The sequence below is a fragment of the Bacillus sp. 9.4 genome, assembly GCF_055486415.1.
Genome location: NZ_JBVFMU010000002.1, coordinates 928,542 through 943,473, shown reverse-complemented (window position 1 = coordinate 943,473; position 14,932 = coordinate 928,542). Strand labels below are relative to the sequence as shown.

The window sequence follows — 14,932 nt, the reverse complement described above, 5'->3', positions numbered from 1 at the left end:
TTAATGCTTTTGTGCTTTTGGGCACGAAAGCATTATAACAGAAAAAAACGAAAATCTATGTTTTTTCACAATTATGAATATAAAAGAAGTGAGCACAGGGCGTGCTCACTTTACAATCAGGACGGGTATATCCGATTTCGCTGAAAGCTTTTCACTTACACTTCCGAATATTAGCTTTTTCAGCCTGTTTTGGTCTCTGCTTCCGGTTACGATCATATCGGCAGAAATGCGGTTTGCATGCTCGATAATTGATTCAGCCGGATCGCCTTCTAATATATCGATATCTCCATCTGCCTGCTGTTCATTCAGCATCATTCTTGCTTCGGCGATGACTTCTTCCGTACGGTCTTCATAGATCATTGGCTCAGGTGATGTTACATCCGATATCAGCGGATCAGGAACACTTGTCATGCCTCCGCTGATATAGCTTGCCTCAGCTGCGGGTCTGGGCGGGTCGATGACGGTCTGATTGTCTTTCATATCATGTGAATGGGCGACGGTAATAGCGGCATTTACGGTTTTAGCAAGATCAATGGCTGTCTGAAGCGCTTTCTTACTATTTTCACTTCCGTCAAACGCAACAATGATACGGTCAGCATGGAACATCCTTCTCACCCTTTCAAAGCGTCTTACAACACTACTACCCGAATTTGAGCACAATTAACCTTTTCCTATTCAAGTAATGATTGACAATAAAAGGTTTTGTTTATATGATGATAAAAAGATGAAATCAGAATGGAAGGAGGGTTTGCTATGCCAAGGAATTTGCGTGTTTATCAAACAGTTTCATATTGGCGCGGCAAACCTTTTGTTCTGTTTTCGTGAACGGTTTTTTAGGTCGGACCGCGCGCTGAAAAGCGCTGTGCGTAACATATTGGTTAAAAAAGGCATGGAGCTGACGCTTCATGCCTTTTTTATATACAAAATCTAAGGAAAGACAGGTGTATGGGATGTGAAGACAAATACAGAGGCGAGGGCTGTTCGTGCCAAACTGGATGAAAAAAGCTGCAAGGAAAAAATAGAAGGCGGCTGATAAGGAGATGGGGATAGATGTTTTCAGTTTTGAAAAAGCTTGGCTGGTTTTTTAAGGCGTACTGGCTGCGCTATACGATTGCGATTGTCCTTTTATTAGCAGTCAATGTCATTGAAATGTTTCCGCCTAAGCTCTTGGGGAACGCCATAGATGATATGAAAGCAGGGGCATTTACTGCGGAAGGGCTGCTGTTTTATATCGGTATCTTTTTTGTGCTGACGGCGGCCGTGTATATCATGTCTTATTTTTGGATGCATCAGCTGTTTGGCGGAGCGAATCTGATGGAGAAAATTCTTCGTACGAAGCTGATGGGGCATTTGCTGACTATGTCGCCGCCGTTTTATGAAAAAAACCGGACAGGCGATTTAATGGCACGAGGGACAAATGATCTTCAGGCCGTCAGTTTAACGACAGGGTTTGGCATCTTGACGTTAGTCGATTCTACGATGTTTATGATGACGATCTTTTTGACGATGGGGTTTTTGATCAGCTGGAAGCTGACCTTCGCCGCCATTATCCCGCTTCCAGTCATGGCGATTGCAATCAGTCTATATGGAAGTAAAATTCATGAGCGGTTTACTGAGGCCCAAAACGCGTTCGGGGCGCTGAATGACAGAGTGCTGGAATCTGTTTCAGGCGTGCGGGTGATTCGCGCGTATGTTCAGGAAACAAACGATGTTCGCTGGTTTAATGAAATGACCGCTGATGTTTATCAGAAAAATATGAAAGTGGCTTTTATTGATTCACTGTTTGAGCCGACGGTGAAACTGCTTGTCGGCGCAAGCTATCTGATTGGGCTCGGCTACGGAGCGTTTCTTGTATTCCGGAACGAGCTGACGCTTGGAGAGTTAGTGTCCTTTAACGTTTATCTTGGCATGATGATTTGGCCGATGTTTGCAATCGGTGAACTCATTAACGTGATGCAGCGCGGCAATGCGTCATTAGACCGGGTAAATGAAACTCTTTCTTATGAAACGGATGTGACAGATCCAAAACAGCCCGCTGATCTTAAAGAGCCTGGAGATATCGTTTTCAGTCATGTCAGCTTTACATATCCAAGCTCAACAAGTGACAATCTTCAGGATATTTCATTTACGGTGCGAAAAGGGCAGACTGTCGGGATTGCAGGTAAAACCGGGAGCGGAAAAACGACAATTATTAAGCAGCTTTTGCGCCAGTACCCTCCAGGTGAAGGGAGCATTACATTTTCAGGCGTACCGATTCAGCAAATCCCTCTTGATCGGCTCCGCGGGTGGATCGGATATGTGCCGCAGGATCATTTACTGTTTTCACGGACTGTAAAAGAAAATATTTTATACGGAAAACAGGATGCAACTGATAAAGAGGTTCAGCAAGCGATTGCCGAAGCACATTTTGAAAAAGATTTGCACATGCTTCCGTCCGGGCTGGAGACAATGGTCGGTGAAAAAGGCGTGGCACTGTCAGGCGGGCAGAAACAAAGAATTTCGATTGCGAGAGCACTCATGGCGAATCCGGAAATCTTGATCCTGGATGATTCGCTTTCCGCTGTAGATGCCAAAACAGAGGCTGCAATTATCAAGAACATCAGAGAAAACCGCAAAGGAAAAACGACATTTATTTTGACGCACCGATTATCCGCGGTAGAGCACGCTGACCTGATCCTTGTGATGGACGGCGGCGTCATTGCTGAGAGTGGCACGCATCAAGAACTGCTGGCCAATAATGGGTGGTACCGGGAACAATATGAAAGACAGCAGCTGTTCACTGCGGAAGAAGGGGGAGCAGGGGCATGAAAATAGGAAAAACGTTATGGAGATACGCACTTCTTTATCGAAAATTGCTGATCACAGCCGTCCTTTTGCTAGCTGTTGCCGTCGGTGCAGAACTGACTGGGCCCTTTATTGGCAAAAAAATGATAGACGACCATATCCTCGGCATTGAGAAAACATGGTATGAAGCTGCGGAAAAAGATAAAAATGCCGTTCAGTTTCACGGCGTCTCATATGTCAGAGAGGACCGATTGCAGGAGCCTGCTTCAAAAGCAAAAGAAGCGCATATTTATCAAGTGGGAATGGCGTTCTATTTTGTTGATCAGGCTGTCAGCTTCGACGGGAATAGAACGGTTTCTGACGGGAAGCTGACGATCACAAACGGAGAAAAGAGCCGGGCATATGCTGCCGAAAAGCTGACTAAGCAGGAACTTTTCCAGTTCTATCAGCCGGAAATAAAGGGAATGGTGTTTCTGATCTGCCTGTATGGGGGCTTGCTTGTGTTTTCGGTATTCTTTCAATACGGACAGCATTATCTGCTGCAGATGAGCGCCAATCGGATTATTCAAAAGATGAGGCAGGACGTGTTTTCGCACATACAGAAAATGCCGATTCGCTATTTTGACAACCTTCCGGCCGGAAAAGTCGTTGCGCGGATTACCAATGATACGGAGGCTATCAGGGATTTATATGTCACAGTGCTTTCAACATTTGTGACAAGCGGAATCTATATGTTCGGGATATTCACGGCTTTGTTTCTGCTTGATGTGAAGCTTGCGTTTGTATGTCTGGCAATTGTGCCGATTATCTGGCTGTGGTCTGTCATATACCGGAGATATGCGTCGTATTACAACCAAAAAATCCGCTCGATCAACAGTGACATTAACGCAAAAATGAATGAATCAATTCAAGGCATGACCATTATTCAGGCTTTCCGCCATCAAAAGGAAACAATGAGAGAATTTGAGGAATTAAATGAATCACATTTTTATTTCCAAAACAGGATGCTGAATTTAAACTCCTTAATGTCCCATAATTTGGTCAATGTCATCCGCAATCTTGCGTTCGTCTGTCTGATCTGGCATTTTGGCGGTGCGAGCCTGAATGCGGCCGGGATTGTTTCTATCGGTGTGCTGTACGCGTTTGTCGATTATTTGAACCGGTTATTTCAGCCGATCACAGGCATCGTCAATCAGTTTTCAAAGCTGGAGCTTGCAAGGGTCTCCGCCGGGCGTGTTTTTGAACTGCTTGAAGAAAAGAATACGGAAGAAGCGGGTGAACCGGCGAAGGAGCGCGCGCTGGGGCGGGTTGAATTTCGTGATGTGTCATTTGCGTATCAAGAAGGTGAAGAGGTATTAAAGCATATTTCCTTTACTGCGCAAAAAGGCGAAACCGTAGCGCTCGTCGGCCATACCGGATCAGGAAAAAGCTCGATTTTGAATCTTCTGTTTCGTTTTTATGATGCGCAAAAAGGTGATGTCTTAATTGATGGAAAAAGCATTTACAACATGTCAAGACAGGAACTCAGATCCCATATGGGCATTGTGCTTCAGGACCCGTACTTATTCTCGGGTACAATCGGATCTAACGTAAGCCTGGATGACGAAAGAATGACTGAAGAAGAAATAAAAAATGCACTGCGGCAAGTCGGTGCTGAGCCTCTTCTTAAGAAGCTTCCTAAAGGCATTAATGAGCCCGTGATTGAAAAAGGTAGCACGCTATCCTCTGGAGAGCGGCAGTTAATTTCTTTCGCAAGAGCTTTGGCGTTTGATCCCGCGATCTTGATTTTAGATGAGGCAACGGCGCATATTGATACAGAGACAGAGGCCGTGATCCAGAAGGCGCTTGATGTCGTCAAACAAGGACGCACCACCTTCGTCATCGCTCACCGGCTTTCAACAATCAGAAATGCTGATCAGATTTTGGTTCTTGATAAAGGAGAAATTGTTGAGAGAGGGAACCACGAGGAACTGATGGCATTAGAAGGCCAATATTATCAAATGTATGAACTGCAAAAGGGACAGAAACATTCCATTGCATAACGCTCAAAAACCCAAAACAATCGTGTTTTGGGTTTTTGGTTTATGTAGTCAATAAGCCAGTCCGACACGGTTTCCGACATACTCACCTGTAACGAGCTCACGATATAAAAAGTCCGCAGTATCGCCGACCGAAATGCTTGTGCCGCCCTCAGGCAAAACGTTACGCTCCGTACGATAAACGCCGGTTGCTGTTCCGTCCGGGAGGTAAGTGGGGCAGATGATTGTCCAGTCTAATGATGATTCTTTAAGCATTTCGTATACTTTTGCATGCTCCTTGGCTGCGCGGGTCTGCTTTCGTTTCGATTCATTTGTTTCAAACCGGTATTTTCCCGGTTCATATCGGGAATCTAGGATCCCTGCGGTGCCGATCGTAATAAGCCGTTTGATATGCTGTTCCTCCATAACGGAGAGAATGTGTGCCATAGCAGTTGACAAGGTATCATCACCATCTGTGCCTAGACAGCTGATCACGATTTCAGCATTCTCCATTATTTTTTTCACATCTTCTAAGCGGCGGGCGTTCCCCATGACGGTTCTGTCTTTTGAAAGGGGAAGATCAGCATGTTGAGATCTGGTCAGAGCGAAAATATCAAATCTTTCATCTGCTGCAGCTTGTGTTAAAAAGGCTTGTCCGACGCGGCCGCTGGCTCCTAATAAAGCGATTTTCATCAAAAAACCTCCTCGCCTTTCATTATAAAAGGATGTTCTCAGTTTGAACAGCGCGGGAAAGAATACCTGTACAAATAAACAGAACGATGGGAAACATATTCATGAATCATGGATACACTTACGAACTGAACCAGCTCCCAATTCACAATGGTGATGAATGACACCCCGATTCCCTCCCTTTTTTTCTAGGATATGTGGAGCAGGAAAAAAGGGTGACAAAATAAAGAGAGCGCGGAAACCGCGCCCTCTATAGCCATATATTGAATTGTTATTGAACTCTGCCGCCCATTTGCTGTTGAGCGAAAGATACTAAACGTTTTGTAATTTCTCCTCCGACAGAACCGTTAGCGCGAGAAGTTGTGTCCGCTCCAAGGTTAACGCCGAATTCAGAAGCGATTTCAAGTTTCATTTGATCGATAGCCTGAGCTGCGCCAGGAACTAGTAAGTCATTTGAAGAGTTTTGGTTAGCCATGTGTAAAATCTCCTTTTTTGTTTAGTATGGTTGGGTTAACTGGAGTTGCACCAATCTGTGAACCCTTCTCGGGTGTCACTGCCGCCTCGGCGTAACCCAATGCTTTGCCGGCTTGTTACTACGTATTATGTTAAAATGTCCGGAAACTCATGCGGAGAATTGTGTGGTAAATCTTGAGAAAGAAAAAAAGCTTAGCCGTTTAGGCTAAGCTAGTCATAAATATGAAAAAGCATCAGTTCATGTATCTCGTTTGTAAGAGCAGGCTCGTCAGCGCGGGCGGGAAACAAGTCCCCCCATTCAATCTCACCGCTCTTATGATAGATGCCTTCATAATGGGTCCCTTTATAATAAAATGAAATTTTCCATCCGGGCAGCTTTTCTTTTGGGAATAAAGGTTTCCAGCTGAAATGAGAAATCATTACGGCCACGCTCCTTACATTTGGTATCAATTGACCTGAATATAAACGGCTTATGTTCATTGTATCATTGTTCCAAAACATCATTGAAGAGGCCTTCATATGCAGTTTGTCCCAGCCTTGGATAAAGATAAGCCCGCTTTATTAAAAAAGCGGACAGGTTACGAAGGCCACAATGCTTCAGGAGATATGATTGCCTTCTCAGATAAATATGACGCGTATTCAAAGCTTCTTCGTTTTGTAAGAGAATCAACATGATGCAAATTTGGATGAGAAAAAATGCTTCGGCCCGGGCGCGAATTCGCTTCAAACATCCATACTTTACCGTTCTGATCAATGCCAAAATCGAAACCGATCTCCCCGATAAACCCCTCGATATGATCATGAAGGACATGGCTTGCCGTCAGTGCCGCTGCAGAAAGCTTTTTAATGACCTCAACTCTTTCAGCGGGATCATCGTATACTTCCGCAAGTGTCTTTACAGTGCCGCCGTTAGAAAGATGTGTTGTAATGCTGTTCTTTCCGGAAATTTTTACGGCGATTGCTGTCACTGTCCATTTTCCTTTTCTGTTTTTATTGGTATGGACACGGAAATCCGCTGGTTTGCCTTGAAATTCGATGAGATCAACACCTTGCTGAATGAGAAAGTCGGACGAGTTGTGCTGTTTTTGAAATTCTGCAAGGAATGAGGCGGCATCGGAATAATCAATCGAAGTAAATGTTTTGGCGTCATTCGTATGCTTTACCGTCAGGCCGTCATCTGTTCTTGTCAGCTGATAAATGCCGGTGCCGAGTGCTCCATTTGCCGGTTTGATATAGACTTTTTTGTATGCGCCACAGAGCTCATCTATCAGCTCCACAGACGGTGTCAGCTCGGATCTAGGCAAAAAAGGTGCCGTTCTCGGATCTTTTTCGAGCAATTGATGAACGTTCCATTTATTGAAAAACGTTTTATTAAACCATGGGATCTGATATTCATCGATCAGCCTCTTTTTTGTATGTTGCAAGAGAAGTGAATCTTCAATTTTTCGGTTCGGCAAACGGTCATAAACGACGTTCGGCAATGGAACGATTTTTTTCTCCCAGCCGTTTTCCCTGTAAAGGAGGCCTTCAATCGTGCCTTCCTCCCAATTGATTTGGTGCGCGCCAAAAACGAAGCAGTAGCCCCCGGCTTGCTCGTGTAACGTGACAAGTTTAGAAAAAAAGAGGGAACGATCCTTAAATGGACGTTCAAGAGATACAGTAAACCCTGCCGTAAAGATGCCGACTAACGGCCCGATATGCACTGTATGATCATGAATCAGTATATCAGCCCTGCTTCGGTGGGGAAGCAAAAGCTCATGAAACAGATTTTCAGAGAGCAGCACGGTTTGTTCCAGATGCCGTCTGTAAGCAACGTGGCATCTGACAACCTTCGTTCCGAATGCGGCATGCAAAAGTCCGTCTTGCTTCAGCGAAGAGGGCAGAAACAGGGTGTTTTCACTGGTTTTGTCTATGCCGATCAAAAACCGTTTAGGATTCACGCGGAAGAACTCCTTTCTGGCTTTGCTCAGAAAACAGATATTGGCAGCGCTTTAGGGGACAAGTGTACAGCTGTTCTTTTTGCTCGGGAGAGACACGCAGGATTGACTTCCTGCCTGGTTTGGAATTGATATCTAAAATCCAAATTCTCCCGTCCTTTGCAAGACATATATCAAGACCGAGTTCAAACAACGGCCCATAGCGCTCGTCAAGATAATACGGAACCGATTGGGTAATTGAAAACACATCATCTAGTAAAACCACTTGCTGTTTTTTCGGTATATCTTCAAACCAGGAGTCAAATGTCAGCGCATCAGATCCGCCTGACAAATTGGCCAGCAGCCCGTGTTTGTATCCGCGTCTTACTGCCTTTCCGACTGTATTCCATTCACCTGCTTCGTTTTTTTCCATAAACAGACGAATATCACAAGGGTATTGTTCCTTATCTTGAATGTTTAAGTAAGGCTGAAGCAAATATTGATGCTGAAGCACTTTTTTGCACCATGTCTTAAAAGAAGTTTGGTTGGAAAACGTTTTTGTCTGCTTATCCTTTCCGATGTGATAAGTAGCAGTGATGTTTTTCTTGCCCAGCTTCAAAAGAATCACGCCTCTGCCTCCCGCGCCGAATGCCGGTTTAAGGATGCAGGCTTTTTCTTTGGATAAAAAGGAGTGAATTTGTTCGTAGCGGCTCACCTTTATCGTTTCGGGAATATAGGGATTGATTACAGAGTGCTGCTGCAAATCGTGAAGGACGGTCCACTTATCGGGAAGACCCCGCCCGATAAATTCCGTTTTCGGATATTTTTTGAGCCACTCAACGATTGGTTTTGCTTTTTGGGAATGTGAATCCTTGCCGTAAAAACAGCGATCATAAATATAATCTGGAATCGCCATTTCAGTTTCGTTCCATGTGCTGCTGGCCGAATGATAGACCGATGCTTTGACACGCAAAGTGTCAGGTGAAATATCAAATGGTGTAAACCGGATGAAACGTATGCCGAATTCGGGTGCTCTTTTGGCCAGTTCTGCGGAATAATCCGCTTCATGCTGGCGGGATAAGGACATAAAACCGAGTGTTATCATGGTGAGACTCCCCCTTTTATTCAAAAGCTGCCGGCGAGTGTCCGCAGCTTTACGCTAAATACATGTAAGACGAACGCAGCTGACGGTATTCTACTTTACAGAATACGATTCTCCACCTTGCCCTATTCCAAAAGAACAAGCTGATTTTCTAAGAACAGGAATTTGTCTCCTCGTTTGCTAAGTGATTGCATGAGCCTCTATAATACGTATAGGTACATAATCTATATGAAAAAAGCTGAAGCACAGATGGAGGAAGATGAATAGGAATGGGTATTGCAGGAACCTTTATTTTTATGATCGTGATCGGCGCTGCCATTGGAGCGGTGACCAATCATTTAGCAATTCAAATGCTGTTTAGGCCGTATAAAGCGTACTATTTGTTTGGGAAACGAGTTCCTTTTACGCCCGGGCTGATTCCGAGACGGCGAGATGAACTTGCAAAACAAATGGGACTGATGGTAGTCAATCATCTCTTAACCCCTGAAGGCATTAAAAAGCGGCTCGTCTCTGATGCAGCCAAAACGCAGGCTCTTCGAGTGGGGGAACAGCTGATTCAAAAGCTGTCACTTTCTGAAGTGACAGTAAAAGAAGCGCTTGAAAAAGCCGGGATGAAGCGCCCCGAAAAAGCTGCTGATGCATGGATCAGCAGCTGGACGGATGATAAGCTGAATGAGCTTTTCCGCCAATACGGGCACCAATCGTTAAAAGAGCTGGTGCCTATAGAGGTGCAGGAAAAGCTAGAGGAAAAGATTCCGATGATTTCAGGATATATATTGTCACGGAGTGTCCGTTATTTTGAAAGTGATGAAGGAAAAATCCGTCTTGGCAATATGATTGATGACTTTTTAAAAGAGCGCGGCATGCTTGGAAGCATGGTGCAAATGTTTCTTGGCAATTCAAGCCTTGCGGATCGCGTGCTGCCGGAGCTGCTGAAATTCTTGCGGAATGAGGAAACAAATAAATTGCTTTCTGATCTCTTAAAAAACGAATGGGGCAAGCTGAGGGAGTATACGTTTAATGAAGCAGATGAAAAATGGAATGCAAAGGCGCTCATTTTCAGTTTGAAACGAAGAGTGCTGCAAGCATTTTCGACTGCCCCTTTCTTCGACAATACGATTGGCACGCTTACCGTCCGCTATGAATCTGAGCTGACCCAGCAAATGCTGCCGGCACTGTTAGACAAATTGCTTGAAGGGATTTCGTCCAACCTTGAAAGTGTCTTAAAACGGTTGCGTCTTGAGGAAATCGTCAAGGAGCAGGTGGATCAGTTCCCGGTGGAGCGTCTTGAAGAAATGGTGCTGTCCATTTCAAAAAAAGAATTTAAAATGATTACCTATTTGGGGGGCCTTCTCGGCGGAATTATAGGCGCGATTCAAGCACTGTTTGTCATCCTTTTTTAAGAAGAAATGGTTTTTGATTAATGAAAGGAGCTCCATAGTCTGTTATAGTGGAGTGGTATGTCAAACGGCAAAACGGCAATGATGAAAGGAGCTATTTACAATGGCTGTTAATTTTTATGATGTAGCGTATGATCTGGAAAATGCATTACGCGGGAGCGAAGAGTTTACCCGTTTAAAAAACCTTTACGACGAAGTTAACGCAGATGAATCAGCGAAGCGCATGTTCGAAAACTTCCGTGATGTACAGCTTAGACTCCAGCAAAAACAAATGGCAGGAGAAGAGATTACACAAGAAGAAGTGACGCAGGCTCAAAAAACAGTAGCGCTTGTACAGCAGCACGAAAAAATTTCTCAGCTGATGGAAGCGGAGCAGCGCATGAGCATGCTGATTGGTGAATTGAACAAAATCATTATGAAGCCTTTGGAAGAGCTTTACGGCAGTGTTGAAGGCTAATCAGCAAAATCCCTTCTTGGATAAGAAGGGATTTTTTATTCATTCAGCAAACTTGGAAATCCAATGAATCTTTTACCTCTCCATTGATGATCACTGATAATGTATGAATACCTTTGTAATGCTTTCTGGTGGTTAAATCCTTAAAGGATTGGATTCTTGTGTATAACTTTGTTTCGTTTTTTCGTATATTTGTTTCAGTTATTTTAAATACTTTCTGATGACGCTGGCCTCTTGCTTTTACAAAATCAATTGCGTACTCAATTCTTACTTTTTGATCCCTGTCTGAATGAATATAGAAAGAAAATTCAAGGCTTTCGCCAATAACTATACGTTTGGGCTGGCATGTTAAATCATGTAGTTGTATCGAATCAGCATTTTCATAACCAAAAAGCGCTAAGGCCTGTTTATCACCCTTTTTTAATAAGGTCCGATAGGCGTGTTTGATAATCCAGTCTGTATGGGGATGTGTTCCGTACCATTGATCTGCGACTTTTCTCAGTAAATGAGGATGCGTTTTTGATATATCATTAAGGTTGTTGGCCACGCTTTTCCTTACATATAAGGACTCGTCCTGCATCAGCTTTTCAAGGATCGGCAATACGGGGGAAGGGTCCGATTTCAAAGCCGGTATCGATTTTCCCCATGGCAGGCGGGGCCTGCTGCCTTCGCTCGCAAGTCTTCTCACGTGTTCATTTTTATGCTCAGACCATGCAAGCAATTGTGCAACCATCTTTTCTTGATCTAACAGCAAAAAAGGCCTTACAGCAAATTCTGAGGTCGAATATTGCGTAAAGTATTCCAATGCCTTTATTGATTCATCCCAATGCGCTAACCCGTACTGTTCCACATAATCTGGAAATAAAATTCCGCTGAGTCCTTTAAAATGAGGGGCTGTATCCCGTAAAATTGCGAGCGCTTCAACGTATTGTTTTGGCAAAGTTTCGTATAAAGAAACTGTCACGCGGCGCATCCGCTCTTTTAAAGTGAGTTCAGGCCAGTCCTCCAGCCGTAATGTATCCAAGAATCTGTTTTTGTTAAAATCAGGATAGGATGACCTTACATGATGGATCAACTGAGATATCAGTTCTTCATTATATATTTCTTTTAAATCAGCCATATAAACACCGCTTTTTCGTTTATTATTTATATTGTATGGGAATGTACGTTCTGGATCAAGTGTATGGTCCTAAAAATTAACAACTGATCCTACCACGGATATACAAAAGTTGGTTACTTTTTTTAGTTAAAAAAACCCTTGTCATCGGTAAGGAAAACTGAGATAATAGCATTGAAAGCGCCTACACTTACCTATTTCAAATGGATACGGTCGCATATCATGCCGTTATATAGAGGGGATAAGCAACAGAGAGTAAGTGTTCGGAGCGCATCATTGGTCAAACAAGGGGTTCCTGATACATGATTTTTCGCAAATCGAAATAACGATATTAGGGAGAATGGCTGCTTCGATCGTATCCTATCAACAAGCCATTATAAAGTCTGCTGAGCCAGGCTTTTTTTGCTTTAAGAAAAGGTTGTTCTAAACACAGAGACAGGGTCATATCCTATACACAAGTACAGTCATCAAGGAGGGGGACATCTCTGTGTCAAAACAATTGCTTGCCTTAAATATAGATGGAGCGCTGCTTCGGTCGAACGGGAAGATTCATCAGGCAACGAAAGACGCGATTGAATATGTAAAGAAAAAAGGGATTTACGTCACACTCGTGACCAACCGTCATTTTCGTTCAGCACAGAAAATTGCGAAATCGCTAAAGCTTGATGCCAAGCTGATCACCCATAGCGGGGCATATATCGCTGAGAAAATTGACGCCCCGTTTTTTGAAAAAAGAATTTCTGATGATCATACCTTTAACATTGTTCAAGTGCTGGAGAGCTATCAATGCAATATTCGGCTTCTTCACGAAAAGTATTCCATCGGAAACAAGAAAAAGGTGAATTCGAATTTATTGGGGAAAGCACTCATTCATCCGTCTGACCCGATCTTTTATCCAGTCCAGTTCGTTGAATCATTAAGCGATCTCCTCATGGATGAGCCGGTGAGTGCACCCGTCATCGAGGTGTACACGGAGCACGACATTCAGCATGACATTACAGAAACGATTACAAAAGCCTTCCCTGCGGTGGATGTGATTCGCGTAAACGATGAGAAGCTGAATATCGTCCCGAAAGGTGTCTCGAAGGAAGCGGGTTTGGCCCTCGTCGCTTCAGAGCTGGGCCTGAGTATGGATGATGTCGTGGCCATTGGGCATCAGTATGACGATCTGCCGATGATCGAACTTGCCGGTCTTGGGGTAGCGATGGGGAATGCCGTTCCGGAAATTAAGAGAAAGGCAGATTGGGTTACAAGGTCCAATGACGAGCAAGGTGTCGCTTATATGATGAAGGAATATTTCCGAATGCAGCAGCGAAAAGGATTTCTTGATAAGTTCCACATGAAACGTGTGTAAAAAAGCCGCTCGCACCCTGACAGGTGCGGCGGCTTTTTTGCCGGATTGATTTTAGCAGTTTATTTCTGTACACTAAAGAAAGTTTTGAATCTGATAAATTAGGTGATGAAGTTGCAAATTAAAATAGAAGGCATACATGATGACCGCCTGCATCGGCCTCTGCAAAATATTGCAAATTTGTTTTATGAAGAGTGCGAGCTTGCGTATGGCGGAGAGGAGCCCGCAGATTTTGTCATTTCTTTAGCGTTGTCACAAACGGATGAGCATGTGACGGTTTCGGGAGAAGTGAAGGGAACTGGCATAAAGGAACAGCATACAAAATTCTTTTCTCCCGGCATGAATGAAAAAGAAGCTTTTAAGCAAGTGAAAAACACAATTTCTTATGTGTATCTCAATCTTCTTCAGGCGCATACGGGCATTACGCAGAAGTGGGGAATCCTCACAGGAATCCGGCCCACAAAGCTGCTTCATAAAAAACTGCAAAGCGGAATGTCCAAGGAGCAAGCGCATGCTGAGTTGAAAAAAGACTATTTAATTCATGATGAAAAAATCATGCTAATGCAGGAAATTGTTGACCGTCAGCTGGCGGCAGTTCCGGATTTGTACCGAGTAAAGGATGAAGTCAGCATTTATATCGGCATTCCGTTCTGCCCGACAAAATGCGCGTATTGCACATTCCCTGCGTACGCCATCCAAGGACAGGCAGGCAGAGTCGGCTCATTCCTATGGGGACTGCATTACGAAATGCAGAAAATCGGTGAATGGCTGAAGGAGCATGATGTTAAGGTTACAACCATTTACTTTGGCGGCGGGACACCGACAAGCATTACAGCGGAGGAGATGGATCTGCTGTATGAAGAAATGGTCCGCTCCTTCCCGGATGTGAAAAACATTCGTGAGATTACGGTGGAGGCCGGTCGTCCTGACACGATTACAGAAGAAAAACTCGCCGTTTTAAACAAATATGACATTGATCGGATCAGCATCAATCCGCAATCCTATGAAAACGAAACGCTAAAGGCGATCGGGCGGCACCATACGGTTGAAGAGACCATTGAGAAATATCATCTGTCACGCCAGCACGGCATGAATAATATCAACATGGACTTGATTATTGGTTTGCCTGGGGAAGGCGTGAAGGAGTTCAGGCACAGTCTTTCAGAAACAGAAAAACTGATGCCGGAATCCCTTACCGTTCATACTCTTTCATTTAAACGGGCGTCAGAAATGACGAGAAACAAGCATAAGTACAAAGTTGCCGGCAGGGAAGAGGTTTCTCAAATGATGGAAGACGCGGTAGCCTGGACGAAAGAGCATGGGTACGTGCCTTATTATTTATACCGCCAGAAAAACATTCTTGGAAACCTTGAAAACGTCGGATACTCTTTGCCGGGACAAGAAAGCATCTACAACATTATGATTATGGAAGAGGTGCAGACGATTATTGGCATCGGCTGCGGCGCTGCTAGTAAATTTATTGATCGGGATACAGGGAAAATTACGCATTTTGCGAATCCGAAAGATCCGAAATCGTACAATGAGCGCTTCGAGCACTACACGGACGAAAAAATCAAATATTTAGAGCAGATTTTTGAGAAAACGACAAAGCAGCACTGATCACAG

At 44.1% G+C, this 14,932-nt stretch carries 15 protein-coding genes; 7 read left to right on the top strand and 8 right to left on the bottom strand.

Annotated features, from left to right (window positions below):
• Positions 1–105 precede the first annotated feature (105 nt).
• Positions 106–606, bottom strand: coding sequence for a universal stress protein (locus ACZ07B_RS11455; protein ID WP_015252456.1), 501 nt, complete (start codon positions 604–606; stop codon positions 106–108).
• Positions 607–769: 163 nt separating this feature from the next.
• On the opposite strand from ACZ07B_RS11455, the gene ACZ07B_RS11450 reads away from it, so the two are divergent.
• The 3 genes from ACZ07B_RS11450 (at position 770) to bmrD (ending at position 4,826) form a co-directional block, all read left to right on the top strand.
• Positions 770–931 carry a hypothetical protein gene (locus ACZ07B_RS11450; RefSeq protein WP_216999786.1) on the top strand — a complete coding sequence of 54 codons (162 nt, stop codon included), beginning with the start codon at positions 770–772 and terminating at the stop codon, positions 929–931.
• A 119-nt stretch (positions 932–1,050) separates the two neighbouring features.
• Positions 1,051–2,808: a multidrug ABC transporter ATP-binding protein BmrC gene (gene bmrC / locus ACZ07B_RS11445; RefSeq protein ID WP_464877195.1), complete on the top strand. Its 1,758-nt coding sequence runs from the start codon at positions 1,051–1,053 to the stop codon at positions 2,806–2,808.
• A complete protein-coding gene (gene bmrD / locus ACZ07B_RS11440) occupies positions 2,805–4,826 on the top strand; it encodes a multidrug resistance ABC transporter ATP-binding protein/permease BmrD (protein WP_464877194.1) in 2,022 nt (673 codons plus the stop codon). Before bmrC ends, bmrD begins: the two co-directional genes overlap by 4 nt.
• 48 nt (positions 4,827–4,874) lie before the next feature.
• On the opposite strand, the gene ACZ07B_RS11435 is transcribed toward bmrD, so the two are convergent.
• The 6 genes from ACZ07B_RS11435 to spaC all read right to left on the bottom strand — a co-directional run bounded on the left by ACZ07B_RS11435 (position 4,875) and on the right by spaC (position 8,987).
• Positions 4,875–5,495, bottom strand: a complete 621-nt coding sequence (locus ACZ07B_RS11435) for an SDR family oxidoreductase (RefSeq protein ID WP_273796246.1) — start codon at positions 5,493–5,495, stop codon at positions 4,875–4,877.
• Between the two features lie 38 nt (positions 5,496–5,533).
• A complete protein-coding gene (locus ACZ07B_RS11430; RefSeq protein ID WP_003245136.1) occupies positions 5,534–5,659 on the bottom strand; it encodes a hypothetical protein in 126 nt (41 codons plus the stop codon).
• A gap of 104 nt (positions 5,660–5,763) precedes the next feature.
• Complete coding sequence (sspB, locus tag ACZ07B_RS11425; protein ID WP_003233287.1) at positions 5,764–5,967, bottom strand: beta type acid-soluble spore protein SspB; 204 nt, start codon at positions 5,965–5,967, stop codon at positions 5,764–5,766.
• Positions 5,968–6,176: 209 nt separating this feature from the next.
• The gene (locus ACZ07B_RS11420) at positions 6,177–6,395 is read right to left on the bottom strand and encodes a YheE family protein (protein WP_010886462.1); all 219 of its coding nucleotides are present in this window, start codon (positions 6,393–6,395) and stop codon (positions 6,177–6,179) included.
• A 149-nt stretch (positions 6,396–6,544) separates the two neighbouring features.
• A complete protein-coding gene (gene yheD, locus ACZ07B_RS11415) occupies positions 6,545–7,906 on the bottom strand; it encodes a spore coat associated protein YheD (protein ID WP_161619720.1) in 1,362 nt (453 codons plus the stop codon).
• The gene (spaC, locus tag ACZ07B_RS11410) at positions 7,896–8,987 is read right to left on the bottom strand and encodes a spore coat associated protein SpaC (protein WP_003245845.1); all 1,092 of its coding nucleotides are present in this window, start codon (positions 8,985–8,987) and stop codon (positions 7,896–7,898) included. The genes yheD and spaC overlap by 11 nt, the downstream gene beginning before the upstream one ends.
• Before the next feature lie 266 nt (positions 8,988–9,253).
• On the opposite strand from spaC, the gene ACZ07B_RS11405 reads away from it, so the two are divergent.
• Together ACZ07B_RS11405 and ACZ07B_RS11400 are read left to right on the top strand one after the other, a co-directional pair.
• Positions 9,254–10,387, top strand: coding sequence for a DUF445 domain-containing protein (locus ACZ07B_RS11405; protein WP_014479323.1), 1,134 nt, complete (start codon positions 9,254–9,256; stop codon positions 10,385–10,387).
• 100 nt (positions 10,388–10,487) lie between these two features.
• On the top strand, positions 10,488–10,841 hold the full coding sequence (locus tag ACZ07B_RS11400; RefSeq protein ID WP_003224239.1) for a YlbF/YmcA family competence regulator: 354 nt from the start codon (positions 10,488–10,490) through the stop codon (positions 10,839–10,841).
• A gap of 43 nt (positions 10,842–10,884) precedes the next feature.
• Here the strand turns inward: ACZ07B_RS11400 and ACZ07B_RS11395 are convergent, their stop codons facing one another.
• Positions 10,885–11,958, bottom strand: coding sequence for a DNA alkylation repair protein (locus ACZ07B_RS11395; RefSeq protein WP_130572165.1), 1,074 nt, complete (start codon positions 11,956–11,958; stop codon positions 10,885–10,887).
• A 484-nt stretch (positions 11,959–12,442) separates the two neighbouring features.
• Between ACZ07B_RS11395 and ACZ07B_RS11390 the strand changes: the two genes are divergently transcribed.
• Together ACZ07B_RS11390 and ACZ07B_RS11385 are read left to right on the top strand one after the other, a co-directional pair.
• Positions 12,443–13,309, top strand: a complete 867-nt coding sequence (locus ACZ07B_RS11390) for a Cof-type HAD-IIB family hydrolase (protein WP_003233277.1) — start codon at positions 12,443–12,445, stop codon at positions 13,307–13,309.
• A gap of 111 nt (positions 13,310–13,420) precedes the next feature.
• A complete protein-coding gene (locus tag ACZ07B_RS11385) occupies positions 13,421–14,926 on the top strand; it encodes a coproporphyrinogen III oxidase (RefSeq protein ID WP_014479327.1) in 1,506 nt (501 codons plus the stop codon).
• Positions 14,927–14,932: the final 6 nt, after the last annotated feature.